This window comes from Klebsiella sp. D5A (assembly GCF_001620885.1).
Classification (GTDB): Bacteria; Pseudomonadota; Gammaproteobacteria; order Enterobacterales; family Enterobacteriaceae; genus Klebsiella; species Klebsiella variicola.
The window spans coordinates 85,731-109,458 of record NZ_LOAR01000010.1 but is presented as its reverse complement, the minus strand read 5'-3'; the positions used below and the strand labels follow the sequence as shown (position 1 = coordinate 109,458).

The following is a 23,728-nucleotide window of genomic DNA, read 5'->3' as shown; positions in this document are numbered from 1 at the left end:
CTGGGGAGATGTATTTTTATCTTGTGTCGTTCAATAAAATAAAGGGACTACCATGTCATTTATAACAAACCTGAACCAGCAACAGAGAAAACGACTTCATCAGATCACCTTAGTGGCCACCTTCGGCGGCCTGCTTTTCGGTTACGACACCGGCGTTATCAACGGCGCCTTTTCCTCACTGAAGCAGTACATGGCGCTGACCCCGACTACCGAAGGGCTGGTGATGAGCGTCCTGCTGATCGGCGCCGCGCTGGGCAGCGTGTTTGGCGGCAAGTTTGCCGACTTCTTCGGCCGGCGCAAATATTTACTCTTCCTCTCCTTTATTTTTCTTATCGGCGCCCTGCTTTCCGCCGCAGCTCCCGATATCACCACCCTGCTGATTGCCCGCGCCCTGCTGGGCTACGCCGTCGGCGGCGCGTCGGTCACTGCCCCCACTTTTATTTCGGAAGTGGCGCCTACCGAGATGCGCGGTAAGCTGACCGGCCTGAATGAAGTCGCCATCGTCATTGGCCAGCTGGCGGCGTTTGCCATCAACGCGATCATTGGCATCATCTGGGGCCATCTGCCGGACGTCTGGCGCTATATGCTGCTGGTACAGGCCATTCCCGCTGTCTGCCTCTTTGTTGGCATGTGGCGCGCGCCGGAAAGCCCGCGCTGGCTGATCAGCAAAAATCGCCACGAGGAAGCGCTGCATATTCTCAAACAGATCCGCCCGGCGGAACGCGCGCAGAAGGAGTATGATGACATCTCCACCCTGATCAAAATTGAAGCCGGCAATAAGTACAGCGCTCAGGGCACCTTCACGACTATCCTCAAAACGCCATGGATCCTCAAAATTTTGCTGGTCGGTATTACCTGGGCCGCGTTGCAGCAAACTACTGGGGTTAACGTCATTATGTACTACGGCACGGAAATTCTGAATGCTGCCGGCTTCTCAGAGCGTACCTCGCTGATCTGTAACGTGCTGAACGGTGTCTTCTCCGTCGGCGGTATGCTGATTGGCGTGCTGTTCCTTGTCGACCGTTTCAAACGTAAGACGATCATTATCTACGGCTTTGCCATTATGGCCACGCTGCACCTGATTATCGCCGCTGTCGATTACACCCTGGTGGGCGATCTGAAAGCCACCGCCATCTGGCTGCTGGGCGCGCTGTTCGTCGGTGTGATGCAGGGTTCCATGGGCTTTATTACCTGGGTGGTATTAGCTGAGCTGTTCCCGTTGAAATTCCGCGGGCTGTCGATGGGGATCTCGGTATTTTTCATGTGGATCATGAACGCGGTGGTCAGCTACCTGTTCCCGCTGCTGCAGGCGAAACTGGGCCTTGGGCCGGTCTTCTTCATCTTCGCAGCCATCAACTACTTAGCGATTCTGTTCGTGGTCTTCGCCCTACCGGAGACCTCCAATAAATCGCTCGAGCAGTTAGAAGAAGAGCTGTCATCGAATCACGAGGGTAAAAAATCTACGCGTCTCACCAGGGAGGTTGGCTATGATCGATAACATCACGCTGGATAATCTGCATATCGGCTGCAAGGCCAGTAATAAAGCGGAAGTGATCGCTATGATTGGCGCGGAGTGTAAAGCCAAAGGATATGTGAATCAGGAGTGCGTTCACTTTCTGCTGGAGCGTGAACATCAGGTTTCCACTTTTTTGGGGAATGGCATCACCTTGCCACATTTGCCGAAATCCGCGACGGATATCATTCTCAAAACCGGCATTGAGATCTTTCAGTTCCCTGATGGCGTTATCTGGGATCGCAGCAACGTGATGTTTATTGCCATCGGCGTCATCGCGAAAGAAAAAGAGCATATTGATGTGCTCAAAGAAATTGCCTCGATATTTAGCGATGAACTGATCGCTAACGCGCTGTCATTAATTTCAGACAAAAATGACTTCCTGAAAATTCTGCAACATAATGCCTTGCCTCATTAGGTATGACGCCAGCCGGAGCCTTGGCTCCGGCTGTTTCAGACCACTCCCGCAAGCGGCCAGTGGTGAATAGTAAATAGGTTTTAATTTAGCTGGTGATAGAGCCACATAAAATAATAACAATGGCAATTAATGTCATTTTCTTAAATTGATTAATGAGAATATTTCACCGCACCAAGAAATTAAAAAACGCTATCAAAACAGTTAGTTTTGTGTGTTTATTCGCTTATCCCCTCTCCTTTCCATTGCCATGCTGCGATCGCGGCATGCCAGTGATTACTGCGCTATTCAATTAATTTTGATTTATATCAATACCTCGTCGGGCATTAAACTGCATTTTACAGCGCGATTATTTTGGCAAGGTGTATACGACATTGGTTTTACGACTTGGATATTTCTTTAGCCGTCCCTCAAGCCTGTGGGGATGGTTGATGTGTAACGCGCTTAACGGCATCGCGATTGTGCTTTGCTTTCGCGCGATAAGCATCGTGACGGGCTTTAGCGAAGTGGTCTGGCAGGTCATCATCACGCTGGCTATTATTATATCAACCTGGTACAGCGCTAATTATTTCGCTGCGCTGGAAGCTCGACGCGATAAACGACGCTTTCTGCTGCTGGCCTGGGTGGTCATCACCATTCTGTTAAATTTCATTCACCTTGGCGGTGGTTAACGCTGTTAATGCAAGGATCATCTCATGACGCTGGCGATGCTGTGGGTGCTTATCAGTCATCATAAAGGGCTGACGCTGTTACTGATCGTGGTTATTGCGCTGGTGCTTATTGCGCTCATCCCGCTGGTAAAAAGGCTGTTGCGTAGCATCAACGGCGATCCCTGACCGTGTCCTGATGGCCGCCGACAGGCGGCCATGTATCCTGCGTTTTCGCTTCGCCCCCCCACCAGCCCCGTCCGGTATCCCACGCAGATCCAAAGCGCACAAAAGAAATGAGAACCATTATCAAACAAGCTGTGTTACCGTGTCAGCCCAACAAAATGACAGCTCAAAGAATACAGGGGGTTAGACAAGGTGAAGCGGAATTCAGGGAGCATCCGGGCGCGCGGGCTGCTGACGCTGGCGGTTGGCGTGCTCTTCTACAGTAGCGGTAGCACCGCCCGACCGGATCTTCAGCCGCTGGGGCCAAACATCGCCGATAAAGGGTCAGCGTACTATCATTTTACGCAACGTCAGTATGACTCCGCCGATGGCGAACGCCACTACCGGGTGTGGACTGCCGTGCCGGACAAAGCCCCGCCCGCCGCCGGCTATCCTGTGCTGTATATGCTGGATGGTAACGCGGTGATGGATAAGCTTAACGACGCCCTTCTGCAGCAGCTCTCCGCCGGCTCCCCGCCGGTGATCGTCGCTATCGGTTACCAGACAACGCTGCCCTTCGATACCGCCGCCCGGGCCTGGGATTACACTCCTCCGCTAAAGGCCTTCAAACCGCAAATCGGGAAACCTGCGCTGCCGCCGCGAAAAACCGGAGGTAATGACCTGTTTCGTCAGTTGCTGACCGAAACAATGGTGCCGCAAACGGAAGCTCACCTGAAAATAGATCCCCACCAGCGCGCGATCTGGGGCCACTCCTACGGCGGGCTGTTTGTGCTCGACGCGTGGCGGAAGACCTCGCTGTTTCATCTCTATTATTCTGCCAGCCCGTCACTGGGCCAGGCGCAGGAATCTCCTCTGAAGGGCAGCGAAGCCTTAAGCGCCACCGCCTTCTCCGGGAAATCGCTGTATCTGCTGGAAGGTGATGGCAAAGCTGCCCGGGAACCGACCGGCCACGTGGCTTCCCTGAGTGTTTTGCGACAAACCCAGCAGCAGCTGGCCGACAAAGGCCTGACGGTGGCTTTCTGGCGCTACCCTGGTATGACGCACGGTCAGATGTTTGACGTCTCGCTACAGTCGGCTCTGCTGCATCTTTCCGGGCAGGCTCCGCTGGCGCATCAGTAATGACGCAGCGCCCACCCGCAACCGGTGGGCGTATCAGGACGACGGAGGCAGGTGTTTAATATCCACCGGCTCGCCGAACAGAAAGCCTTGCATCTCGTCACACCCCTCCTCTTCGAGGATCTGCAGTTGCCCGGCGGTTTCCACCCCCTCGGCGATAAGCGGTGTATTAATTGAATTTCCCAGCGAAATGATGGCCCGCACGAATGAGCGGACCTGGGGATTACTCTCCACATCAAGCATAAAACTTCGGTCGAGTTTAATCACGTCGAAATGGAAATCGCGCAGCATGCTCAGGGAGGAGTAGCCGGTACCGAAGTCATCGAGTGCGATGCTGATCCCCATTTTTTGCAGATGATGCAGGACGCTAAAGGCCAGCTGCTTATTGATGATGAACGCCGTCTCCGTCACTTCAAACTCAAGCAGGCTGACCGGATAGGCGGTACGCATCAGGATCTCGCGGACTTTTTCGATAAAGCTGCGGTGACGCAACTGCACCGGCGAGATATTGACCGAAACTTTTCTGTTGAGACCCTTTTCCAGCGATTCGTTACACACCTGCTCGAGCACCCAGTAACCTAAGGGCACGATGGCGCCGCTCTCTTCGGCGATGGGAATAAACACGTCAGGCGGGATCGGCCCCAGCTGCGGATGCTGCCAGCGCAGCAGCGCCTCGTAACCGGTGATCCGGCGATCTTTGATGTTGCGGATAGCCTGATAGTGGAGCGAAAATTCTCCTGCGTGAATACCGCGCCGGATGTCGGCGGCCATCATATTGCGCTGCCGCGTCTTGTCATCCATTTCACGTTCGTACCAGCAAATCTTGTGGTCGAGACTGCTCTTTGCCCGATACATGGCCAGATCGGAATTGCTCAGTACCGTGTTAATATCCGTACCGTCCTCCGGGTAGACCGAGATGCCAATGCTGGCGGAGAGAACCACTTCCGTCGCGGCAAACGTCTGCTTACCGCTGAAGCAGTGCCAGAGGCGCGCAGCAAAGGCATCCACTTCACCCTCATCGGCAAAAGGTTTAACGGCCACAAACTCATCGCCGCCAAAGCGCGCGACCATCTCCTCCTTCTGCAGCGTTTTCAGCACGGCGCCTGCCACACGCTGCAGCAGCTGGTCACCAATCAGATGGCCCTGCAGGTCATTAATCTCTTTAAACTTGTCTAAATCGATGGTGAAAATGGCAAAGCGGCGGGCATCATTACCGGTGATCAGCTTTTCCACCCGCTCAAAGAACTCCACCCGGTTAGGCAAACCAGTCAGCGCATCATAGCGCGCCATCCATGCGATGCGGTCATTAATCGCTTTTTGTTCACTGATATCGCGGGTGATTTTGGCAAAACCCAGCAGGGTGTTCTGCTCATCGCGGATGGTATCGATCATGACATGCGCCCAGAATCGGGAGCCGTCTTTGCGGTAACGCCAGCCTTCCCCTTCGAACTGCCCGCTACGCAGGGCGATTTCCAGGTTTTTCGCCGGTACACCGGAGAGTTGCTCAGCTTCGCTATAGAAGAGACCGAAGTAGCAACCGATGATCTCGTCGCTCAGGTACCCTTTTGCCCGGCGGGCACCTTCGTTCCAGCTGATGACCGTACCGTCAGTGCTCAGCATGTATATGGCATAATCTTTAACACTTTCAATAAAGTGACGATAGGCGATATCCGTCAGGTGATCGTTACTCATGGTACAGCGCTCTCTGTGGCTCGGTCGTGGCAAAACGCACTAGATATAGCAGAACAACGCCCATGATGAATACAAGGTTAAGACGTTTTGTTGCCGCCTTTCTGGCCCTGGCAACCGCAGATAGCGCACCAGACAGCTCTGTTAAGCGTAGTGGAATCCACTGCGCCGGGTAATGACAATCTGACGATTTTTGCACTTAGGTCGCCAACTAATAGTTACTTTTATTGATTAAAAAGTTTGATTGAAAGAATAAATAAAAGGAGTAATGTTAATAATACTTTCTATGGAGGTTAAATATGTTGCGTGATTATTTAAAAGTGGAAAAAGAAGACCAGCTTGTTGAACAACAGAGCCGTCATGACAATAGCCAGCATTATTCTGCGGTGACTGAATGGGTTATTTTGAGTAAAGATGGTCAGCGTAAAGGTCGGGTATCCCTGTTCGACCGTTTCACCACCCGCCGCTCCTGGAGCGACAGCTTTCGCATTACGCAGTTCGATAATGCGGGTAAAGTGGTGGTGGATAAACTCACTGACGCGCTGTAACTCCCCCGGATTCCCGGCCTGACGGGAGAATATTCATACGCAAAATTAACACCTGCATTAAATATATTGATGCGCCGCGCTTCGCCGCCGTCATGTTATTTTCATTCTGCATACCGATAATCTAATGGGTATTTTCGCCATGGTGAATGGCGCGAATGATTAACCCGAAAAAAATGCTGAAAATAAGCCCGCTGGTCGGGCTTTTTTGCGTGGGCCTCTCGCCTCCCCCCCGGTCACGACACAAAATGCCCATGACATCCCGTGCCGGTCTGTATACGATGCATATACGAATCATATATGGACTGTCTCTATGGGAATCGTCAAAATCTCCGATCTATTGCACGATGATATTCGTGATGCCAGCAAAGCTATGTCCCGCTCCGTCAATGCCCAGGCGGAATACTGGATCCGTCTGGGCATGATGAGCGAGCTCTACCCCGAGCTTAACCACCAGCAGATCAAACTGCTGATGCTGAAATCCGGCTCTGACCGTCTGCTGGAGGTAATCAATGCCATCAATAATCATTAAAACCGCCGATGAACTCGCACGTCAGCGCCATGCCGGCCAGCTGCTGGCGTCGGTGTTTGATATGCTGGATACCTTTATCGTTCCCGGCGTAACGACGATGGCGATTAACGATCGAGTGGAAGATTTTATCGTCAACCAACTGCATGCCCGCCCGGCCAGCAAGGGGCAATACGATTTTCCCTATGTGTTGAACACCTCCATTAACGATGTGGTGTGCCACGGGATCCCCAAAGCGACCGAACATCTGCGCGCCGGGATGATTGTTAACGTCGATATCACCCTGGAGAAAGCGGGCATGATTGCCGACTCCAGCAAGATGTACCTGATAGGCGACGTCTCCCCGCTGGCCCGCCGGCTGGTAAAGACCACCTATGAAGCGATGTGGAAAGGCATTGAGGTGGTGAAACCTGGCGCGACGCTGGGCGATATTGGTCACGCTATTCAGCGCTGGGTCGAGGACCATGGCTACAGCGTGGTCAGAGAATATTGCGGTCACGGCGTCGGCCAGGAAATGCATGAGGAACCGCAGGTGCTGCATTACGGCCGCCCCGGGGAAGGCGCCGTGTTGCGCGAAGGAATGGTGTTCACCATTGAGCCGATGGTGAACCAGGGCGACAGCCGCATCAAAACCAAAAAAGATGGCTGGACTGTCGTCACCCGCGATAAAAAACTCTCCGCGCAATGGGAGCACACCGTGGCCGTCACCGCCAACGGATTTGAGGTGCTGACGCTACGCGACGACGAGCAGTCGCGGATCCGCTAAGTTTTCTTCTCCCGGTATACCGGCATAGCCGACATTTCTCGCTGGCGAGTACCTCCCTTCGTCAGCGCACTTTATCCCCAGGCCTCTATTGCCCCCCGCGTTCTCCACACCGCGCCGGGAGTGTCTGCTTTACTCCTCATAAAGTTAATCATAAAACGATAAAAATTTATTGTAAAACGATAAACACCAGGCTAACCTGCGCTCACTTTAACACCAGGGAGAAGCGGTATTCCCTCACCTGGATGTCGTACCGCGTTAAGGAGAAAACATGCGCTGGAACCGCTATCGCCGGGACAGACAGATCATTGCCGCCGTGCTGGTTTTTACCGTCATCGTGGCGGCGGGGATCGCCCTGCAGCCCGGCTTTCATCCCCCCAGCTCCCGGACGACGGGGGATAAACAGCTGGTCTCGATATTAACGCCCCTGCTTAATGGCGCCCGCGGACAGGTCGCCGCAGCGCTGATTACGCCTCAGGGGGTGCGCTACGGTCTGTGGGGGAGCGAGTATACGACACAGTATGAGATCGCCAGCCTGAGCAAAACCATGACCGCCAGCCTGCTGCTGGAGGCTATTCGCCGCGGCGAAGTCACCGCGCAGACGCCGGTGTCGGCGCTGGTCCCGGAGATTGTCAGCCCGGTGCGGGATGTTACCCTGGAGCAACTGGTTTCTCACCGTTCAGGACTGCCACCGCTCACCGCGTCGGTTGGGCAGCGGCTGGCTATTCTGAGCGATATTGCCCGGCGGCAGAATCCCTGGCGCTACGATCGACCCGCGCTGATCGCGATGATGAACCAGGCCACCCTGCAGCCGACGAAATGGTTTGATTATTCCAACGCCGGGTTTGCCCTGCTCGGACTGGCGCTGGAGCGGGCGTCCCATCGCGATTTTGCCACACTGATGGCGCAACGGGTCTTTACCCCCGCCGGAATGCAGGGCGCGGAAGTGGCCCGGCACAATACTCCAGCCTCGCCGACGTTTACCATGGGCTGGTCAGCCTCTGGTTTCCCTCAGCAGCCATGGGTGATGGACGCCTTCGCCCCCGCCGGCGGCGTCCGCGCCACGATTGTCGATATGGCGAAATATGCCCAGGCGCTGCTGGCAGGAAACCTGGCGGGCAGTGAAGGTATGCACTCCCTGTTCGCCACCGATGATCCCGATTCCCGGGTGGGTTATGCCTGGTTCACTACCCGCGTCCGCGGACGGGAGATCGTCTGGCATGACGGGCAGAGTGGCGGCTTTGCGGCAATGATGGCCTTCGACAGACAGCGACAGACCGCGGTAGTGATCCTCTCCGATACCGCCTGGCCGGTGATCGGACCTGCCATCAAGCTCTTACTGGCTGCCACCCCTGATGAACAGGAGGCGCGTAATGAACGGAATTGACATCCTCTGGGCGCTGTTAACGCTGTTGTCGGTGATCCTGTTTATTTCCGGCGACTGGCTGGCGCAGCGAAAAATACGCCTGCTCAATTATGTTTTGCTGGCGACCGGGGTTATTTATCTCGCCGAGGTTTTCCAGACCCTGCAGAATCTCGGCAAAATGGGCTACCTGTTTCGGATGCTGACCTGGACCATCCAGGCGTCGTTCATCACCCTCAGCCTCTACCGCGTCTGGACCCGTCCGTGGTTTGCCAGCCGTCGTCGCGGCGTCCGGGCGATGAGCGTTGTCTTCGCCGTGGCCCTTATGTCATGCTTGGCGCGGCTGGTGCTTTAATTATTCTCATCAATCAGGAAGGTAAATTGTGAAGCAATCCAGAACCCGGCTGAGTCTGGCTATTATTAGCGGCATACTGCCCCTCTTTTTTATGCTCGCCCTGATCGTGCCGCTGTGGATTTTCTTTACCGGCGAACGATATTTTCTTTCCACCCTGCTGCACTTTGCTGAAGTGCCGTTAACCGACAACCCGGCCCAGGCGCCGGGGATGGCGAGACGTTTGCTGCTGCTGGCCCTGCTGTATCTTCCGGCCGGGCTGTTCGCGTTCGCTATCTGGCAGGGCATGAAGGTAACCCGTAGCGTCCGCCAGCGCAGCGTGCTCAGCCTCTCCCTGGCGCACAGCGTTCGTTACATCGCTCTGGCCATGGTGGGCATGGGGATCCTGTTGCCGGTGTGCCGCTTTCTGATCCCGCTGCTCGCCTGGTGGCCGCAGCCTTATTATCAGGTGGTGTTTCTGCTCAGCGACGGGGTGCTGCTTCTGACAGGAAGCTTGCTGTTTGTGACATTTCACGCCATGCTCCACGGGATCCGTGCTGAAGAAGAGAATAAGGAGTTTATTTAACGATGGCTGTGGTGGTGAATCTGGACAAACTGCTGGTGGAAAAAAAGATGACGTCCAGGGCGCTGGCGGCCTTTGTAGGCATTACCGAACAGAACCTGTCGCTGCTCAAGTCGGGAAAAGTCAAAGGCATCCGTTTTGATACCCTGTCCCGCATCTGCGAGGCGCTGGAATGTCAGCCCGGTGATATCCTCGCCTGGGAACCCGACTGAGGCGATACTCTGCTGTCGGACGACGGCAAGGATTGTTTTCATGAAATGTACTCTACGTGCACGTCACCCCAGTAGTCACTGCTGACGCGCGCTTAAACCGCCCACCGCGTTACCCTTTACGTCCTGCATCCGCTTACCCTTCACCGCGTTTTTCTTACCTTAGCGATAGCGAATAATGACATCCGCTTCACTGTGCTGTGCATTTCGCCAGTGGAGACTGACCTCACCGCGATCATCCGGCATGGCATAGCGAGGGGGGTTGTCTGTCAAGGCGACCTGTTCCGGTGAACGGTGCTGGCACGAAACATCGATACGATTGCGCTGCGGCGCGATAAGACAGGCCGGATTGATGACACGTCCCGAAAAATGAACCTGACCGGAGAGCGCAGCAGACGACGCCAACGGCGCCAGACACAGACATATTAGAGCGAGACGGAGCGGAGACATAGCAATCTTCCTTGATAGCGAGTGACACTGCGCGGCACAGAATCGTTCTGTGCCATCCAACCTGCGGCTTCCTGCCGCGATCTTCACGCTACGGCAAAATAGCGGCAGCGTAAACGATTATTCTGCCCTCTCCGGTCAACTGCCGGGAATAACAGCAATTTTTTGCCAGAACTTTGCCAAAACAGGCGTTCCCGGGAAATAATACATTCTGTATATAGAACCCAATTACAATATTAAATGAGATTATACTTACACCAAAAAATAAAGATTGTTACAGCTTAACACACCTTATCCATGGGCCTTTACGACGTTCTCCGTATAATCCCGCCCCCGACGGCAAGATACATTAGTGATGCTTACCGTTTTTTGTGAACAGAAATAAAAAACATGCTTTAAAAATGTTAAACGATTTAATTAACTTGTGATTATTTAATAAGGTTTGAGTATGAAAGAAAAAGGCACCCTGCTGGTTGTGGGTTCACTGCTGGCCTTCAGTCTGGCTACTGTGATCCCCGCCCGCGCGGCGGGCACACTGAATTTCACCGGTAAAATTATTAACGAGTCGTGCCAGATCGCCAACAACGGTGGCGATGTGAATGTCGATTTTGGCAACGTCGATATGTCGGCGCTGAAATCACATGAAGCGAAAACCGCAGAAACACCGTTTACCATCAACCTGACCGGCTGCCCGCTGGCGCAGAATATCAGTATTAGCCTGGAGGGTACCCCGGACACCAATGCTAACGGCACCAGCGCCGCCGTGCTGGCGCTCTCCGACGCCGCGGATACCGCCAAAGGCGTGGGCATTGAAGTCTTCTCTTCCCCTGACGGCTCAACGGAAGGCACTCAGTTGACCTTTGACAAGCAGAGCAAAACGGCGGTTTCGCAAGCCGACGAAAACGGTGATATTGCCTTTAATTTTATTGCCGATCTGAAGAGCGATTCCTCCCTGGATGTCACCGCCGGCAATATTAATGCCACGGCCAATATTGATATTGTATATGAATAGAATGTGCTGATTGCCGCTTTTACCGAGGGCAGCATCCCCTGCCCTTATTTTCATTCCTCGTGACCGGATCCTCAATTATGCAGTGTTATAAAATGGCTTTTTTCCTGAGCCTTCTCTTTTGTCCGCTCCTGGCGTCTGCTGCCGGGGTTGCCATTGCCGGCACGCGTGTCATTTATAATGAACAAAGTCATGAGGCCGACATCACGGTAAAAAACACCAATCCTCACGATCCGGTACTTATTCAGAGCTGGGTAGACGATCTGGCTGATAATAATAAATCACCGTTTATCGTCACCCCGCCATTGTTCCGTCTGGATGCTGGAGACAGCAACGATTTGCGCGTGTTATTAACCTCGGCGCAACTGCCAAACGATCGGGAAAGTTTGTTCACCCTGAATATCAAAGTGATTCCTGCCAATACCGCGCCGGCTGGCGAGAACATTCTGCAATTTGCTATTAAGAATCAACTTAAGCTCATTTATCGCCCGGCAGGACTCCCCGGCTCGGCGCTCGACGCGGCGCAGCACCTGCGCTGGCACGTCAGTGGCAACCACCTGCAGGGGGAGAATACCTCCCCCTATTATGTGACTATCACCACGCTCACCTGCGCGGGCCAGAACCAGAAAACACCGCTTGAGCACAGCGTGATTGCCCCTCACAGCCGTGAAGAGTAAGCCCTGCCCGGCGAGGCCTGCATCCGCCAGGTGAGCTGGCACATTTTGGATGATTTTGGCGCTGTGCAGACGTTTAGCGCTCCCGTTTCGGCGCACTAAAAGCCTGATGTTGCGATGCGCCACGGCCCGGCTCATACCGTTACCGTCGTCAGCCTCTCCATCCTGCTGGGCGGACAGAGCGCGCCCTTGCACGCCCAGGCGACCTTTAATATGGATCTGCTGGAAAAAAACGACCATTTGCCGGCGGTGGATCTGCAGCGCTTCAATCAGCAAACGAGCCAGCCGCCTGGCGACTATCCGGTCAGCTGGCAGGTCAACGGCGTCACCCTGGATGCCCGTAAGACCATCACGTTTCGCCAGAATGACCGCGGGCAGCTGACGCCCTGCCTTAAGCCGGAAGATCTGCTGCAGGCCGGTGTTAATCCGGCCGTGCTATCCCAGGCGTCCGGCGCAACCTCCCGCTCATGTCCCGAACTCGCCACGCTGTTGCCGGGCAGTACGGTCAATTTCGATTTTGCCCATCAGCGGCTGGCAATGACCCTTCCCCAGGCGCTGATGACGCGCCAGGCGAGGGATAATGTTCCTTCTGCGCTGTGGGATGAAGGTATCAGCGCCTTTCAGAGCAATTACCGCTATTCAGGCGCCAGCCAGCGTACCCGCGAGGGCAACACTGAGCGCGATAACTATTTGATGTTGAAAAGTGGCGTGAACGCCGGCGCCTGGCGCCTGCGCGCCAGCAACAGCCTGACCGCCAACAGCGACGATAAGCCCCACTGGACCACCAGCGGCGCCTGGCTTGAACGCGATCTGACGCGCTGGCGGAGTGAACTGACGCTCGGGGATACCTTCACGTCGGGCGATGTGTTCGACGCGGTACAGTTTCAGGGAATTGCCCTCGCCTCCAGCGATGCGATGCTCCCGGACTCGCAGAAAGGTTTTGCCCCGACCATCCGTGGGATAGCCAGAACTAACGCCCAGGTCACGGTTCGGCAAAATGGCTACGTGCTGTATCAAACCTACGTCACCCCTGGCGCGTTCGTGATTGACGATCTTTATCCCACCGCCAGTAGCGGCAATCTTGAGGTTGCCGTCAAAGAGTCGGATGGCGAAATCCGCCGCTTCACCCAGCCGTATGCATCGGTCACCATCATGCAACGCGAAGGCAGCCTGAAATACAACCTGGTCGCCGGGCGCTATCATAGCGACGATGGCAGCCAGCGGCCGTTGATGATGCAGTTGTCGCTGATGCGCGGGTTCGCCCACAACCTGACGCTGTTTGGCGGACTGCAGAGCGCGGCGCAATACCATAACCTCTCGTTCGGCGCGGGACAGGGGCTGGGTGATGCCGGGGCGCTCTCGCTGCAGCTGTTAAACGCCTGCGACCAGCACCAGCAGGATCCGATCGATGGCCGGGCCTGGCAGCTCCAGTACAGCAAAGGTTTTGAACGTCTTGGCACGCAATTCACCTTCACCGGCTGGCGTTATTCGCATCAGCGCTATGCCACGCTGAGCGAGGCGTATTCCAGCCCGGATCCCGACGCCGACTCGCGGGATAACGACAACAAAAAAACGACCCTGCAAATCACCGCCAGCCAGAGCCTGCCGTACGATATCACCCTCTATCTGAGTCTCGACCAGGACAGCTACTGGTCAGGGGGCGCCCCACAGCGTACCGCCAATATGGGGATCAGCAGCCAGGTTTACGGTATCGCGTGGTCGCTCAGCTACAGCGATGCGCACAGTAGCGACGGAGAAGAGGAGAATGACGAGCCGCATTCCGATAAAGTGGTGACGTTGTCACTTTCAGTAGCACTGAGCCACCTGCTACCGGGGAGCTATGCCGGCTATACCCTGACCTCCTCCCGCCACAGCGCCGACAGTCAGATGGTCAGTCTCAATGGCACCATGCTGGATAATCACGCGCTCAGCTACGCCGTCAGCCAAACCCTCGATCAGCAAAACGGGCACAGCGGCAGCCTGACGGCCAGCTACAGCAGTGGAAGAGGCGATCTGAATATCGGCTACAGCCGTGACTCGCAGGCCACTCGCCTGAACTACGGCGCCAGCGGAGGTATCCTGATTCACCGCCACGGGGTGGTCTTTACGCCGGAAATGAATGGCGCTGTCGTTCTGATTGACGCCGGTGGCGCCGGCGGTGTGACCCTCGCCAACCAGAGAACCATCGCCACCAATCGCGATGGATATGCCGTGCTGCCCTTCGCTACCGCCTATCACCGCAACGACGTCGCCCTCGACAGCCACTCGCTGCCGGAGAATGTGGATCTGGCCAACAGCACCGTGACGCGGGTTCCCACTAAGGACGCGGTGGTGCTGGCGCGTTTTCACACCCACGTTGGTTATAAGGCGCTGTTTACGCTGCAGTCGCAGGGACAACCGCTGCCCTTTGGCAGCGAAGTGCGCGCCAAAGACATCAGCAGCATCGTTGCCAGCGAGGGTCAGGTGTACCTCGCCGGCCTGGCGCCGAAAGGCACCCTGTATGCACAATGGGGGCCAGGCCCTCAGCAGCACTGTACTGCCCGCTACGATCTCACCCCGACGCTGGCGCAGACACCCCATCCACTCATTTTACAGCAGACGTTAACATGTCCTTTTTAACTCTCCTGCGTCGGGCCACCCTGACGCTGTTACTCGCCCTGTTACCCCCCGCCAGCGGATGGGCCTGTACGCCGGTGTTTGTCCGCGGCTAGGCCACCACCCTTCGGCTGAACGTAGGGCAACTCACCGTGCCGGCTGACGCCAGACCGGGCACCCCGCTGTATCACAAAAGTTTCGCCTGGAACCACCTTAGCGACGGCGGCGAACAGTGGATCCGCTGCGCGGACGACCCGCATGGGCTGTCGCCGCTACAGCTGAACAGTTTGCTGTCCGGGGGAGTGACGCGACCGACGGTTTATCAAACCAATCTCGCCGGCATTGGCGTTCGCGTATCGCTGCGCGCTATCGGCGGCTATGGCGGTTTTCCTGACCGGCCGACGCCCTCGCCGTTTAGCCAACGGGTGAACAATCCGGCCATATTGCCTGATGCGGTGTGGAAACTGGGCTATTTCCGCCTGACGATTGAGCTTATTAAAACCGGTCCCGCGGCGACACCGGGCGAGCTTGAGTATCACAGCGAGCACTTTTTAATGGCAGAGCATACCCCGCTGGCCGCGTTAGACTTAAGCGGCAGGGTCAACACCGCGGGATGTTCCGTGAATGACGCCACGCCAGCGCTGATTAAGCTGCCCGCCGCGATGCTTGACCACTTCGGCGGCGTCGGCAAAACCACCGGCGACACGCCTTTCGCGCTGCAACTGGATTGCAACAGCGCTGTGACTATTTCCCTGCGTGTTGACGGCGCGGAGCCCCTCACCGCCCGGGGGCATGGCGTTCTGCGCAATGACGCCACGGACGATCGGGCGCAGGGTATCGGTGTGCAACTGCTTTACCATCGCCAGCCGGTTTCCCTGAATCATGAGATGACGCTGGGCAGCGCGAGTGCGGGCCGGTTTATCCTGCCGCTCACGGCCCGCTACTACCAGACCCGTCCCCGGATCACCGCCGGTCAGGTGTCGGCCGTCGCGACCTATACCTTACATTATGACTAGGCGATGGCGAACCGACGGATGAAGGAATTGCTCTGACCCACGAATCGTAAGAGAATAGCCGCTACACGCGACGATCTGATTACACGGGAGTTCATCATCAGCCATTCTCGTCGATTCCCCTTAGCCAGCAAAGTGGCGCTGGCCGGTGCGGCCGTCATTGCCGTGGGCATGCTGTTCAGCTGCACCAGTAAGGCCCCTAAATCCCTTGTCACGACACCGAACACTACCGCCGTCAAAGCCAGCCAGACGCACCGGGAGCCGGTACGCGGCGTGTGGCTCACCACCGTGTCGCGCCTTGACTGGCCGCCGGTCGGGTCGATTATCGCCAGCACGCCGGAAAGCCGCATCACGCAGCAGAAGCTGGCGCTGATCGCCAAACTCGATAACCTGCAGCGCCTGGGTATCAACACCGTCTTTTTCCAGGTGAAACCCGACGGCACGGCGCTCTGGCGGTCGGACATTCTGCCGTGGTCCGATATGCTGACCGGCAAAATCGGCGAATACCCCGGCTACGATCCGCTGCAGTTTATGCTGGATGAAGCGCACAAGCGCGGTATGAAGGTTCACGCATGGTTTAACCCCTATCGTGTCTCAGTTAACACCAAACCGTCGACCGTTGCCGAGCTGAATAACACCCTCACGCAGGTGCCGGCCAGCGTGTTCGTCCTGCACCGTAACTGGATCCGCACCGCCAGCGATCGCTTTGTCCTCGACCCGGGCATTCCCGAAGCACGGGACTGGATCACCAGCATCGTCGCTGAAGTGGTGCAGAACTACCCGATTGACGGCGTGCAGTTCGACGACTATTTCTACACCGAAACCGCCTCTTCACCGCTTAACGACAATGAAACCTTCCGCCGTTACGGACAGGGTTACGCCTCGAAGGGCGACTGGCGCCGGCATAACACCCAGCAGCTCATTGCCCAGGTTTCCACTACTATCAAAAAGCTCAATCCGAACGTCGAGTTTGGCGTGAGCCCGGCCGGGGTGTGGCGCAACCGCTCGCACGATCCGGCGGGGTCGGATACCCGTGGCGCGGCCGCCTATGATGAGTCCTATGCCGATACCCGCAGCTGGGTGCAGCAGGGACTGCTCGACTACATCGCCCCGCAGATCTACTGGCCGTTTGCCCGCGATGCCGCGCGCTATGATGTGCTGGCCAACTGGTGGGCCGAGGTGGTTAAGCCGACGCATACCCGGCTGTATATCGGCGTGGCGCTGTACAAAGTGGGTGAGCCGTCCAAAAATGAGCCTGACTGGACGGTGGATGGCGGCGTGCCGGAGCTGAAAAAGCAGCTCGACCTCAATGAAACTCTGCCGCAGATCCAGGGCACGATCCTGTTCCGCGAAAACAATCTCAATCAGCCGCAAACCCGGCAGGCGGTCAACTATCTGCGCAGCCGCTGGGGGCAACCGCAGAGCTAACCGCCAGCCGGCTTCGCTATAACGCCTGCAGCCCTTGCTGCAGGCGGGCGTGCAGCTTCAGCATATTTTCCGTAATGGCCCGCCAGACGTGGGTGGAAAAGTCCGCCGGCAGCGTCCGGCGAGCGCTTTCGATTGCCTGCGGCACATGCCCGGCAAACTCCTGGAGGATCGCCAGCATCAGCTCCCCAGGAAAGTTCACCGCTTTGGCGGTTGCCAGAAAATGACGCGGATAGATGGCGTTAATCTCTGTTTTCCGCCCTTTTGTGGCATTGAGCCCCATCGACAGCTTCAGGTCGCGCAGATGCAGTCCCGTACCTCCCAGCACCGGAAACGCCGAAATGATGTCGTAGAACGGCGTTAGACGGTAGCTGCCACCGGGCAGCAAAAAGAGCGAGAAGTTCTTCGCATGCCCGTCCGTTGCCCCAACCAGCCACTGAAAGACCATGAATTTCATAAAGTCTGCGCGATCTTTCAGGGCTTCACTGGAGCCCAGCAGAAAGGCCATGATTGCCGCAATACCCGGCCCGCCGTCAGATTCATATTTCATCGACGACGGGATGCCAAAGGCCTGACACAGATCCTCCTGCGGCAGACGCAGCAGCACCCGTCCCTCCTGCGCCCAGCGCCGGTCAAAGCGGGTCACCGCCAGCGCGCGGATCCGCGGCGTGGTGATAATCTCTGCCTCCGGCACCGCCAGGCCCAGTTCCCTGGCCAGCGCCAGGCACAGAAACTCGTTATCCACGCTTTCACGCAGATCCAGCGTCGCATTAGGCTGCTTTATCTCGCCGATGGGCAGTTTAATGATATGCGTGGTCGGCGTGGTGCCCTGCGGAATACACCAGTGCCCGCCCATCCGCAGCAGCGCCGTTTTCTCCTGGGCGCCGGCCACCGAGATACGGAAATCATCCTGGCCGGTAATCATCCCGAGAGGGATATCCGACTGGTAGGCGGTCAGCAAAGCGGTGAGCTGCGCCTCGTCCAGCGTCTGCCAGCGCAACCCCTCGAGGTGCGCCTCTTCTCCCGGCGGTAGCAGAGTCACCGCCCCTACGCTATCCCGTCCCACTTCGGCCAGCAGATCGAACGGCTGCTTCGAGCGCGCCTGATAGCGCCTGACGATCCGATCGCGGACCTGCGGGCTGTCGGGTAGCAGGTTATCAAAATAGTGATACACCGCGTCGGCGGTGATATTGCCATACTGCAGCGGCAGCGAGAGGGAGAGCGGTCTGGCGCGCGGGCTGCGCAGCCACTCTTCGTCATAGCGAAAACTGTGCGCCCCGTTAGCCTGGCGGGTTAAGGTGCCCACGCGCACATTGTTCATCCAGGTGGTAAGCGTCGCCATTACCAGTCAAGGTCCGTGTTGTTATCGGGAGCCGGCGCCGTCTCTGTGGCTTTGGCGTTCAGCGTCATCACCACCCCTAGCGACTGGAGGATCTTAAACAGCGTGGTTAAGGTGGTTTTGTCGGGGTGATTTTCAAAATTGGACAGTGTGGCCTGCTTAATGCCGATCCGCCTGGCCAGCGCATCCTGGGTCCAGTGGTTCTGCTGGCGCAGCAGCTTCAGATAATTGGCCAGCTGCACGGGACTGTATATCTGCGGGGAATTCATCGCCTTGTTCCTCACCATCATTTATCCCCCTATCGGGATAAATTTGGTTTTATACCCTGCAGGGGATAATGTCAAGATTATCCCCTGGTGGGGATAGGTGGGTGATTATCCTTGAGTGGGGATAAAACAGGAAGGATGGTGGCCGGAAACACCTTTACATGCCCGGTGGCGGCTGCGCCTTACCGGGCCTACGAGCTGTCTCTGTCCGCTCCGTAACGATCCAGGTCGGGCAAGTGCAGCGCCGCCCGGCAATGGGCATCCGGCTCTGTTGCCGGATTAATGCCCGGTGGCGGCTGCGCCTTACCGGGCCTACGAGCTGTCTCTGCCCGCGCCGTAACGATCCAGGCCGGGCAAACGCAGCGCCGCCCGGCATCGGGCAGCCGGGTTTAGCTGCCGCGGTAGGTCGACCACCCGCCCGGGGCGATGAGAAACGGCAGATGGAAATGGTCATCTGCCGCCTCGCCGATAACAAAATCAATCTGCGCCCGGGTAAAGACGCTCTCCCGCCCGGCGCGGGCAAACCACGCCCCGGTTTCCGCCGTTAAGCAATAGCTCCCCGCCGGCAGCGGTGCGGCGCTAAAGGTGGCGATACGCCCCTGGGCGTTGGTCACCAGGGTCACCAGCGTCTCGCCCTCCCGACTCAGGCTGACCGTCACGCCTTCCGCCGGCCTGCCGGTGGAAATATCCAGAATATGGGTGCTCAGGGTACTCATTCGCCAATCACTCCTTCCAGTCTTAACATCGTAATCTCTCGCAGCTGGGCAAGCGCCTCAGTCACTTCTTCGTCGGCGGTATGCTGCAGTCGGCGCGTCAGCGCCTGTAAAATCGCTTCGCCGCTGCGCCCTTTGGCGCGGATTAAAAACACCCGGCCAAAACGGGCCTCGTAGCGGGCATTGCCCTCCTGCAGGGCCTGCGCGAGCCGCTCATTCTCGCTGTCCACCGCCGACTGCTCCTGGCGCGACAGCGCCGCGTGCGCCTGGCCGCCGGTCGGCTTTTCACCGATCCGCGGATGGGCGCTGAGCGCCGCGTTCAGCTCGTCCTCTCCCCAGTAATCCATCGCCTCACGGGCGGTCTGCAGTAGCGCATGACGGCTGGCAAAAGGTCGCAAGTTCACCAGCGTCTCGCCCCAGGCCGGGATCGCCACGCAGGGGGCCAGCAGCCCCACTGCCTCATCTTTACTCAGGCCGTTAAACTGACTCAGCGCGATCATCCTGACTCCTTATCGTTTTCGTCGCCGCCTGCTCCTGCGGCAGAATAAGGTTCAGCGCTATCGCTACCAGCCCACCGCTGGTGGCCGCCGAACCGAACAGATCGCCGACCATCGGCGGAAAATGGCTGAGAAACGCCGGCACTGACTCCACGCCAAGGCCAGCACCAAACGCCAGCCCCACAATCAGCACATCGCGACGGCTCAGCGGGGTCTGGGTAATAATCCGGATCCCGGCCGCCACTACACAGCCAAACATCACCATCGTGGCGCCCCCCAGCACCGGCGCCGGGATCTGCCGCAGCAGTTCGCCCACCGGGGGAAACAGTCCAAGCAGGATCAGAATCACGCCAATGTAGCGTCCGACATAGCGGCTGGCCACCCCGGTCATCTGGATCACGCCGTTGTTCTGCGCGAAGGTGGTGTTCGGAAAAGCACAGAGCATGGCGGCCACCATACAGCTGACGCCGTCCGCCAGGATACCGCCCTTCAGCCGGTTACGAAAAGCGTGATCATCAATAGACTGTTGCGAAATCAGCGAGTTGGCCGTCAGATCGCCCACCGCCTCCAGAATACAAACCAGCGACACCAGGGCGACCGGCAGAAATATCGCGCTGTTAAACTGAAAGCCGAACGGAAACAGCGTCGGCAGGCGAAACAGAGTGTCGCCCAGGCTGTGAAGATGGAACTGACCGCTCAGCCCTGCCGCGACGCAGCCCACGGCAATACCCACCACCACCGAGGAGAGCCGCAGCCAGCGGTTTTTGGCGCAACTCAGCAGGACGATAACCCCGAGGGTGCCCGCCCCGAGCGCGATATTGCTCATGCTGGCGAAATCCTCGGCCTTTTCCCCACCGCACCAGTTGATGACGCTGACTTTGATCAGACTGATGCCGATCAGCGCAATCACGCTGCCGGTGATAATGGGGGTAAAGATTTTTTTCAGCGGCTCAATAAAACGGCTGACAATCACCGGCACCAGAGCGGCGACAAAGTTAACGCCAAACAGCATCGCCATCATATCCTGCGGCCCGCCGCCCTGCGCTTTTACCCACATCCCTCCGGCCACCGTCACGCCGAGGAAGGCGAAGCTGGTGCCCTGCATGCAGATCATCCCGGCGCCAACGCCCCATACCCGATTGGACTGCAGAAAGGTGCCAATGCCCGAGGCCAGCAGCGACATACTGATGAGATACGGCAGCCAGTCGCCAAGCCCGAGGGTCGCGCCGATAATCAGCGGCGGCGTGATGATCCCCACCAGGCCCGCCAGCACATGCTGGAGAGCGCTGAAAAAGGCCGGAAGCGGTGGGATCCGCTGTTCAAGGCCGTAAAGCAAGCCACTGTGATGTTCGTCAGACATGGTGTAATCCCATAGCAAAGAGAAGTGCATGGGCTAGTGCACAAAGCAGGCCAGAGACGACAAAAGCGACCAGAAAATTTCATTAATGCTGCAAAATCATTAGCTTACATTACTCTGTTAACGTATACCCCCGCACCGCTGAAAATCAGCACGCTGAAACGATAGATTCCTGATGCAATATTAAGAAACTTTTGATTCATAAAAAGGCAACCAATACGTCACATTGCACCAATGCGGTGCGCCGTGAGCTATCGCTGTGCTTTGAGCAGGCGGTTTTCCTCCCTCCGGCGAACTGGTACGTAAATTGCTGGAGTCAGTCACGACATCTGGATAAGGAGAATAAAATGAAAGCAATCGTGATTGGGGCCGGCATCGGCGGCTTAAGTGCGGCAGTGGCGCTCAAACAGTCGGGAATCGACTGCGACGTCTATGAAGCGGTGAAAGAGATCAAACCGGTCGGCGCGGCGATTTCCGTGTGGCCCAACGGCGTGAAGTGCATGGCCCACCTCGGCATGGGTGACATCATGGAGACTTTCGGCGGGCCGCTGCGCCGGATGGCGTATCGTGATTTCCGCAGCGGCGAGAACATGACCCAGTTCAGTCTCGCCCCGCTGATCGAACGCACCGGCAGCCGCCCCTGCCCGGTCTCCCGGGCAGAGCTGCAGCGGGAAATGCTGGATTTCTGGGGACGGGAAAGCGTGCAGTTCGGCAAACGCGTCACCCGCTGTGAGGAAGATGCCGACGGCGTGACGGTGTGGTTTACCGATGGCAGCAGCGCCAGCGGCGATCTGCTGATTGCCGCCGACGGCAGCCATTCCGCACTGCGTCCGTGGGTGCTGGGCTTTACCCCGCAGCGCCGCTACGCCGGGTACGTCAACTGGAACGGTCTGGTGGAAATAGATGAAGCGCTGGCGCCCGGCGACCAGTGGACCACCTTTGTCGGCGAAGGCAAGCGCGTCTCGCTGATGCCGGTCTCCGCCGGCCGGTTCTATTTTTTCTTTGATGTGCCGCTGCCGGCGGGTCTGGCGGAGGATCGCGACACTCTGCGCGCCGACCTCAGCCGCTATTTTGCCGGCTGGGCGCCGCCGGTGCAGCAGCTTATCGCCACCCTCGACCCGCAGACCACCAACCGTATTGAAATCCATGATATCGAGCCGTTCAGCCGCCTGGTGCGCGGCCGCGTCGCGCTGCTCGGCGACGCCGGACACAGCACCACCCCGGATATTGGCCAGGGAGGCTGCGCGGCGATGGAAGATGCGGTGGTGTTGGGCACCGTTTTCCGCCAGACCCACGATATTGCGGCCGCGCTGCGCGAGTACGAGGCCCAGCGCTGCGACCGGGTTCGTGACCTGGTGCTGAAGGCGCGCAAGCGCTGCGATATTACCCACGGGAAGGATATGCAGCTCACCGAAGCCTGGTACCAGGAGCTGCGCGAGGAGACCGGGGAGCGCATTATCAACGGCATGTGCGACACCATCCTCAGCGGGCCGCTGGGCTGACCGTCGCCATGGATTCAATCACCGCACTCAGCGTCTGAATGGCCATTTGCGCGGGCCGCGAAAGCTGACGCGAGGGCGCGGTACACAGCGCCAGGGTCAGCGGTCGCAGCAGCGTACTGCGCAGCGGGATAAAGGCCAGCTGTCCGCGCTGGACTTCGTCCAGCACGTCGAGCAGGCTGAGGAGCGTCACGCCGCTGCCGCGCAGCACCAGCGACTTGATGAGCCGGATATCATTGCAGCTGATGGTATTCTCCGGCGCAAAGTCATGGTGGCGATAGAGGAGCGCCACCCGCTCATGGACGATCAGCGGCGCGCCGGGCACGATATGCCGCTCCAGGCTGAGCTCGCCCAATGACAGCGCTTTCGCCCCCGCCAGGGGGTGGTCCGGGCGCATCACAATCCCCACCTCCAGTTCGGCAAAGGCCAGCACGCTGAGTCCGGCCTGCCCCTGCGGATCGAGGATCAGGCCGACGTCCAGGTCCGCCTGACGCACTTTCTGGCTGACGGTGTGGCTGTCGGCCACCTGCAGATCCAGCTCCAGCCACGGCCAGCTGGCGATGATCTCCGCCAGCGCGGCGGCGAAGCCCCCTTCCGCCAGCGCCTGCACCATCCCAACGCTGACGCTCCCGCGCTTCATCCCCTGCAGCTCATCAAATTTCTGTCGGGTCTGGCGAAATTCCTTCTGCCAGCGCAGCAGATTGTCATACAGCAGTTCACCGGCGGTGGTCATCCGCAGTCCCTCCGGCAGGCGCTCGAACAGCGGGGTGCCGAAGGCCTCCTCGGCCTGCAGGATCTGGCGGTTAATTGCCGAGGCGGAGATATGCAGCTGCTCGGCGGCCCGGCGCAAGCTGCCGCAGCGGGCCACGGCGATAAAATAGTGGGCGAAACGGGAAAAAGGACTCATGGCACCCCTGTACTCTTTTTTGCAACAGCAGAGTGAATTAATGGTGATGGATGTGAACACCCTAATATGACAACAATAATCTCACAACAATAAAACAA

24 protein-coding genes and 2 pseudogenes are annotated in these 23,728 nt (G+C 57.6%); 18 read left to right on the top strand and 8 right to left on the bottom strand.

All coding sequences use genetic code 11. The annotated features are described in order from the left end of the window. The first annotated feature begins 52 nt into the window (after positions 1-52). The 5 genes from AS136_RS16210 to AS136_RS16195 all read left to right on the top strand — a co-directional run bounded on the left by AS136_RS16210 (position 53) and on the right by AS136_RS16195 (position 3,880). Entirely contained in the window at positions 53-1,498 is a 1,446-nt protein-coding gene (locus tag AS136_RS16210; protein ID WP_023322608.1) for a sugar porter family MFS transporter, read from the top strand. Further along, positions 1,488-1,931 (top strand): PTS sugar transporter subunit IIA, encoded by a 444-nt coding sequence (locus AS136_RS16205; RefSeq protein ID WP_008804904.1) that lies wholly within the window; start codon positions 1,488-1,490, stop codon positions 1,929-1,931. Before AS136_RS16210 ends, AS136_RS16205 begins: the two co-directional genes overlap by 11 nt. Positions 1,932-2,359: 428 nt before the next feature. Next, positions 2,360-2,599: a hypothetical protein gene (locus tag AS136_RS16200; protein ID WP_008804905.1), complete on the top strand. Its 240-nt coding sequence runs from the start codon at positions 2,360-2,362 to the stop codon at positions 2,597-2,599. Between the two features lie 24 nt (positions 2,600-2,623). Continuing rightward, the gene (locus AS136_RS28725) at positions 2,624-2,764 is read left to right on the top strand and encodes a hypothetical protein (RefSeq protein WP_012541739.1); all 141 of its coding nucleotides are present in this window, start codon (positions 2,624-2,626) and stop codon (positions 2,762-2,764) included. A gap of 189 nt (positions 2,765-2,953) precedes the next feature. Beyond that, positions 2,954-3,880 carry an alpha/beta hydrolase gene (locus AS136_RS16195; RefSeq protein ID WP_023322607.1) on the top strand — a complete coding sequence of 309 codons (927 nt, stop codon included), beginning with the start codon at positions 2,954-2,956 and terminating at the stop codon, positions 3,878-3,880. A gap of 33 nt (positions 3,881-3,913) precedes the next feature. On the opposite strand, the gene AS136_RS16190 is transcribed toward AS136_RS16195, so the two are convergent. Further along, positions 3,914-5,569 (bottom strand): putative bifunctional diguanylate cyclase/phosphodiesterase, encoded by a 1,656-nt coding sequence (locus AS136_RS16190; protein WP_008804907.1) that lies wholly within the window; start codon positions 5,567-5,569, stop codon positions 3,914-3,916. Between the two features lie 296 nt (positions 5,570-5,865). Between AS136_RS16190 and AS136_RS16185 the strand changes: the two genes are divergently transcribed. From AS136_RS16185 to AS136_RS16155, 7 genes are all read left to right on the top strand, one after another. Then, positions 5,866-6,114 (top strand): hypothetical protein, encoded by a 249-nt coding sequence (locus AS136_RS16185; RefSeq protein ID WP_008804908.1) that lies wholly within the window; start codon positions 5,866-5,868, stop codon positions 6,112-6,114. A 310-nt stretch (positions 6,115-6,424) separates the two neighbouring features. Further along, positions 6,425-6,643 carry a ParD-like family protein gene (locus tag AS136_RS16180; protein ID WP_002904808.1) on the top strand — a complete coding sequence of 73 codons (219 nt, stop codon included), beginning with the start codon at positions 6,425-6,427 and terminating at the stop codon, positions 6,641-6,643. Continuing rightward, on the top strand, positions 6,624-7,406 hold the full coding sequence (gene map / locus AS136_RS16175) for a type I methionyl aminopeptidase (protein WP_008804909.1): 783 nt from the start codon (positions 6,624-6,626) through the stop codon (positions 7,404-7,406). The genes AS136_RS16180 and map overlap by 20 nt, the downstream gene beginning before the upstream one ends. A 268-nt stretch (positions 7,407-7,674) precedes the next feature. Continuing rightward, a complete protein-coding gene (locus tag AS136_RS16170; RefSeq protein ID WP_012968237.1) occupies positions 7,675-8,790 on the top strand; it encodes a serine hydrolase domain-containing protein in 1,116 nt (371 codons plus the stop codon). Next, the gene (locus tag AS136_RS16165) at positions 8,777-9,121 is read left to right on the top strand and encodes a hypothetical protein (protein WP_012968238.1); all 345 of its coding nucleotides are present in this window, start codon (positions 8,777-8,779) and stop codon (positions 9,119-9,121) included. Before AS136_RS16170 ends, AS136_RS16165 begins: the two co-directional genes overlap by 14 nt. A gap of 28 nt (positions 9,122-9,149) precedes the next feature. Next, the gene (locus AS136_RS16160; protein ID WP_004205916.1) at positions 9,150-9,683 is read left to right on the top strand and encodes a DUF2975 domain-containing protein; all 534 of its coding nucleotides are present in this window, start codon (positions 9,150-9,152) and stop codon (positions 9,681-9,683) included. Positions 9,684-9,685: 2 nt separating this feature from the next. Further along, a complete protein-coding gene (locus tag AS136_RS16155) occupies positions 9,686-9,892 on the top strand; it encodes a helix-turn-helix domain-containing protein (RefSeq protein WP_004205917.1) in 207 nt (68 codons plus the stop codon). Positions 9,893-10,051: 159 nt separating this feature from the next. Here AS136_RS16155 and AS136_RS26965 read toward each other — a convergent pair whose 3' ends face one another. Continuing rightward, a complete protein-coding gene (locus tag AS136_RS26965; RefSeq protein ID WP_008804913.1) occupies positions 10,052-10,339 on the bottom strand; it encodes a type 1 fimbrial protein in 288 nt (95 codons plus the stop codon). A gap of 445 nt (positions 10,340-10,784) precedes the next feature. On the opposite strand from AS136_RS26965, the gene AS136_RS16150 reads away from it, so the two are divergent. The 5 genes and pseudogenes from AS136_RS16150 (at position 10,785) to AS136_RS16130 (ending at position 17,055) form a co-directional block, all read left to right on the top strand. Beyond that, on the top strand, positions 10,785-11,348 hold the full coding sequence (locus AS136_RS16150) for a fimbrial protein (RefSeq protein WP_008804914.1): 564 nt from the start codon (positions 10,785-10,787) through the stop codon (positions 11,346-11,348). A gap of 77 nt (positions 11,349-11,425) precedes the next feature. Next, a pseudogene (locus AS136_RS16145) lies at positions 11,426-12,121 on the top strand (fimbrial biogenesis chaperone). Between the two features lie 15 nt (positions 12,122-12,136). Continuing rightward, the gene (locus AS136_RS16140) at positions 12,137-14,638 is read left to right on the top strand and encodes a fimbria/pilus outer membrane usher protein (protein ID WP_023322605.1); all 2,502 of its coding nucleotides are present in this window, start codon (positions 12,137-12,139) and stop codon (positions 14,636-14,638) included. Further along, a pseudogene (locus AS136_RS16135) lies at positions 14,626-15,630 on the top strand (fimbrial protein). The gene AS136_RS16140 and the pseudogene AS136_RS16135 overlap by 13 nt, the downstream one beginning before the upstream one ends. Positions 15,631-15,762: 132 nt before the next feature. Beyond that, positions 15,763-17,055: a glycoside hydrolase family 10-like protein gene (locus AS136_RS16130; protein ID WP_012968243.1), complete on the top strand. Its 1,293-nt coding sequence runs from the start codon at positions 15,763-15,765 to the stop codon at positions 17,053-17,055. A 16-nt stretch (positions 17,056-17,071) separates the two neighbouring features. Here AS136_RS16130 and AS136_RS16125 read toward each other — a convergent pair whose 3' ends face one another. The 5 genes from AS136_RS16125 to AS136_RS16105 all read right to left on the bottom strand — a co-directional run bounded on the left by AS136_RS16125 (position 17,072) and on the right by AS136_RS16105 (position 21,227). Next, entirely contained in the window at positions 17,072-18,394 is a 1,323-nt protein-coding gene (locus tag AS136_RS16125; RefSeq protein ID WP_012968244.1) for a type II toxin-antitoxin system HipA family toxin, read from the bottom strand. Continuing rightward, a complete protein-coding gene (gene hipB / locus AS136_RS16120; RefSeq protein ID WP_008804920.1) occupies positions 18,394-18,660 on the bottom strand; it encodes a type II toxin-antitoxin system antitoxin HipB in 267 nt (88 codons plus the stop codon). The genes AS136_RS16125 and hipB overlap by 1 nt, the downstream gene beginning before the upstream one ends. A gap of 386 nt (positions 18,661-19,046) precedes the next feature. Continuing rightward, positions 19,047-19,373, bottom strand: coding sequence for a hydroxyisourate hydrolase (gene uraH, locus AS136_RS16115; RefSeq protein ID WP_008804921.1), 327 nt, complete (start codon positions 19,371-19,373; stop codon positions 19,047-19,049). Next, a complete protein-coding gene (uraD, locus tag AS136_RS16110) occupies positions 19,370-19,870 on the bottom strand; it encodes a 2-oxo-4-hydroxy-4-carboxy-5-ureidoimidazoline decarboxylase (protein ID WP_008804922.1) in 501 nt (166 codons plus the stop codon). The genes uraH and uraD overlap by 4 nt, the downstream gene beginning before the upstream one ends. Further along, entirely contained in the window at positions 19,848-21,227 is a 1,380-nt protein-coding gene (locus AS136_RS16105; protein WP_012968246.1) for a nucleobase:cation symporter-2 family protein, read from the bottom strand. Before AS136_RS16105 ends, uraD begins: the two co-directional genes overlap by 23 nt. Before the next feature lie 344 nt (positions 21,228-21,571). Here AS136_RS16105 and hpxO point away from each other — a divergent pair, with 344 nt between their 5' ends. Beyond that, positions 21,572-22,726 carry an FAD-dependent urate hydroxylase HpxO gene (gene hpxO, locus AS136_RS16100; RefSeq protein WP_023322603.1) on the top strand — a complete coding sequence of 385 codons (1,155 nt, stop codon included), beginning with the start codon at positions 21,572-21,574 and terminating at the stop codon, positions 22,724-22,726. On the opposite strand, the gene hpxR is transcribed toward hpxO, so the two are convergent. Continuing rightward, positions 22,707-23,630, bottom strand: coding sequence for a LysR family hpxDE operon transcriptional regulator HpxR (hpxR, locus tag AS136_RS16095; RefSeq protein ID WP_008804925.1), 924 nt, complete (start codon positions 23,628-23,630; stop codon positions 22,707-22,709). The genes hpxO and hpxR overlap by 20 nt on opposite strands. Between the last annotated feature and the right edge of the window lie 98 nt (positions 23,631-23,728).

What these genes read in the sequence shown, in the direction of transcription:
- AS136_RS16210 (WP_023322608.1), top strand. Translation starts at nt 53, where the DNA reads ATGTCATTTATAACAAACCTGAACCAGCAACAGAGAAAACGACTTCAT.
- AS136_RS16205 (WP_008804904.1), top strand. Translation starts at nt 1,488, where the DNA reads ATGATCGATAACATCACGCTGGATAATCTGCATATCGGCTGCAAGGCC.
- AS136_RS16200 (WP_008804905.1), top strand. Translation starts at nt 2,360, where the DNA reads ATGTGTAACGCGCTTAACGGCATCGCGATTGTGCTTTGCTTTCGCGCG.
- AS136_RS28725 (WP_012541739.1), top strand. Translation starts at nt 2,624, where the DNA reads ATGACGCTGGCGATGCTGTGGGTGCTTATCAGTCATCATAAAGGGCTG.
- AS136_RS16190 (WP_008804907.1), bottom strand. Translation starts at nt 5,569, where the DNA reads ATGAGTAACGATCACCTGACGGATATCGCCTATCGTCACTTTATTGAA.
- AS136_RS16185 (WP_008804908.1), top strand. Translation starts at nt 5,866, where the DNA reads ATGTTGCGTGATTATTTAAAAGTGGAAAAAGAAGACCAGCTTGTTGAA.
- AS136_RS16180 (WP_002904808.1), top strand. Translation starts at nt 6,425, where the DNA reads ATGGGAATCGTCAAAATCTCCGATCTATTGCACGATGATATTCGTGAT.
- map (WP_008804909.1), top strand. Translation starts at nt 6,624, where the DNA reads ATGCCATCAATAATCATTAAAACCGCCGATGAACTCGCACGTCAGCGC.
- AS136_RS16170 (WP_012968237.1), top strand. Translation starts at nt 7,675, where the DNA reads ATGCGCTGGAACCGCTATCGCCGGGACAGACAGATCATTGCCGCCGTG.
- AS136_RS16165 (WP_012968238.1), top strand. Translation starts at nt 8,777, where the DNA reads ATGAACGGAATTGACATCCTCTGGGCGCTGTTAACGCTGTTGTCGGTG.
- AS136_RS16155 (WP_004205917.1), top strand. Translation starts at nt 9,686, where the DNA reads ATGGCTGTGGTGGTGAATCTGGACAAACTGCTGGTGGAAAAAAAGATG.
- AS136_RS26965 (WP_008804913.1), bottom strand. Translation starts at nt 10,339, where the DNA reads ATGTCTCCGCTCCGTCTCGCTCTAATATGTCTGTGTCTGGCGCCGTTG.
- AS136_RS16150 (WP_008804914.1), top strand. Translation starts at nt 10,785, where the DNA reads ATGAAAGAAAAAGGCACCCTGCTGGTTGTGGGTTCACTGCTGGCCTTC.
- AS136_RS16140 (WP_023322605.1), top strand. Translation starts at nt 12,137, where the DNA reads ATGCGCCACGGCCCGGCTCATACCGTTACCGTCGTCAGCCTCTCCATC.
- AS136_RS16125 (WP_012968244.1), bottom strand. Translation starts at nt 18,394, where the DNA reads ATGGCGACGCTTACCACCTGGATGAACAATGTGCGCGTGGGCACCTTA.
- hipB (WP_008804920.1), bottom strand. Translation starts at nt 18,660, where the DNA reads ATGAATTCCCCGCAGATATACAGTCCCGTGCAGCTGGCCAATTATCTG.
- uraH (WP_008804921.1), bottom strand. Translation starts at nt 19,373, where the DNA reads ATGAGTACCCTGAGCACCCATATTCTGGATATTTCCACCGGCAGGCCG.
- uraD (WP_008804922.1), bottom strand. Translation starts at nt 19,870, where the DNA reads ATGATCGCGCTGAGTCAGTTTAACGGCCTGAGTAAAGATGAGGCAGTG.
- AS136_RS16105 (WP_012968246.1), bottom strand. Translation starts at nt 21,227, where the DNA reads ATGTCTGACGAACATCACAGTGGCTTGCTTTACGGCCTTGAACAGCGG.
- hpxO (WP_023322603.1), top strand. Translation starts at nt 21,572, where the DNA reads ATGAAAGCAATCGTGATTGGGGCCGGCATCGGCGGCTTAAGTGCGGCA.
- hpxR (WP_008804925.1), bottom strand. Translation starts at nt 23,630, where the DNA reads ATGAGTCCTTTTTCCCGTTTCGCCCACTATTTTATCGCCGTGGCCCGC.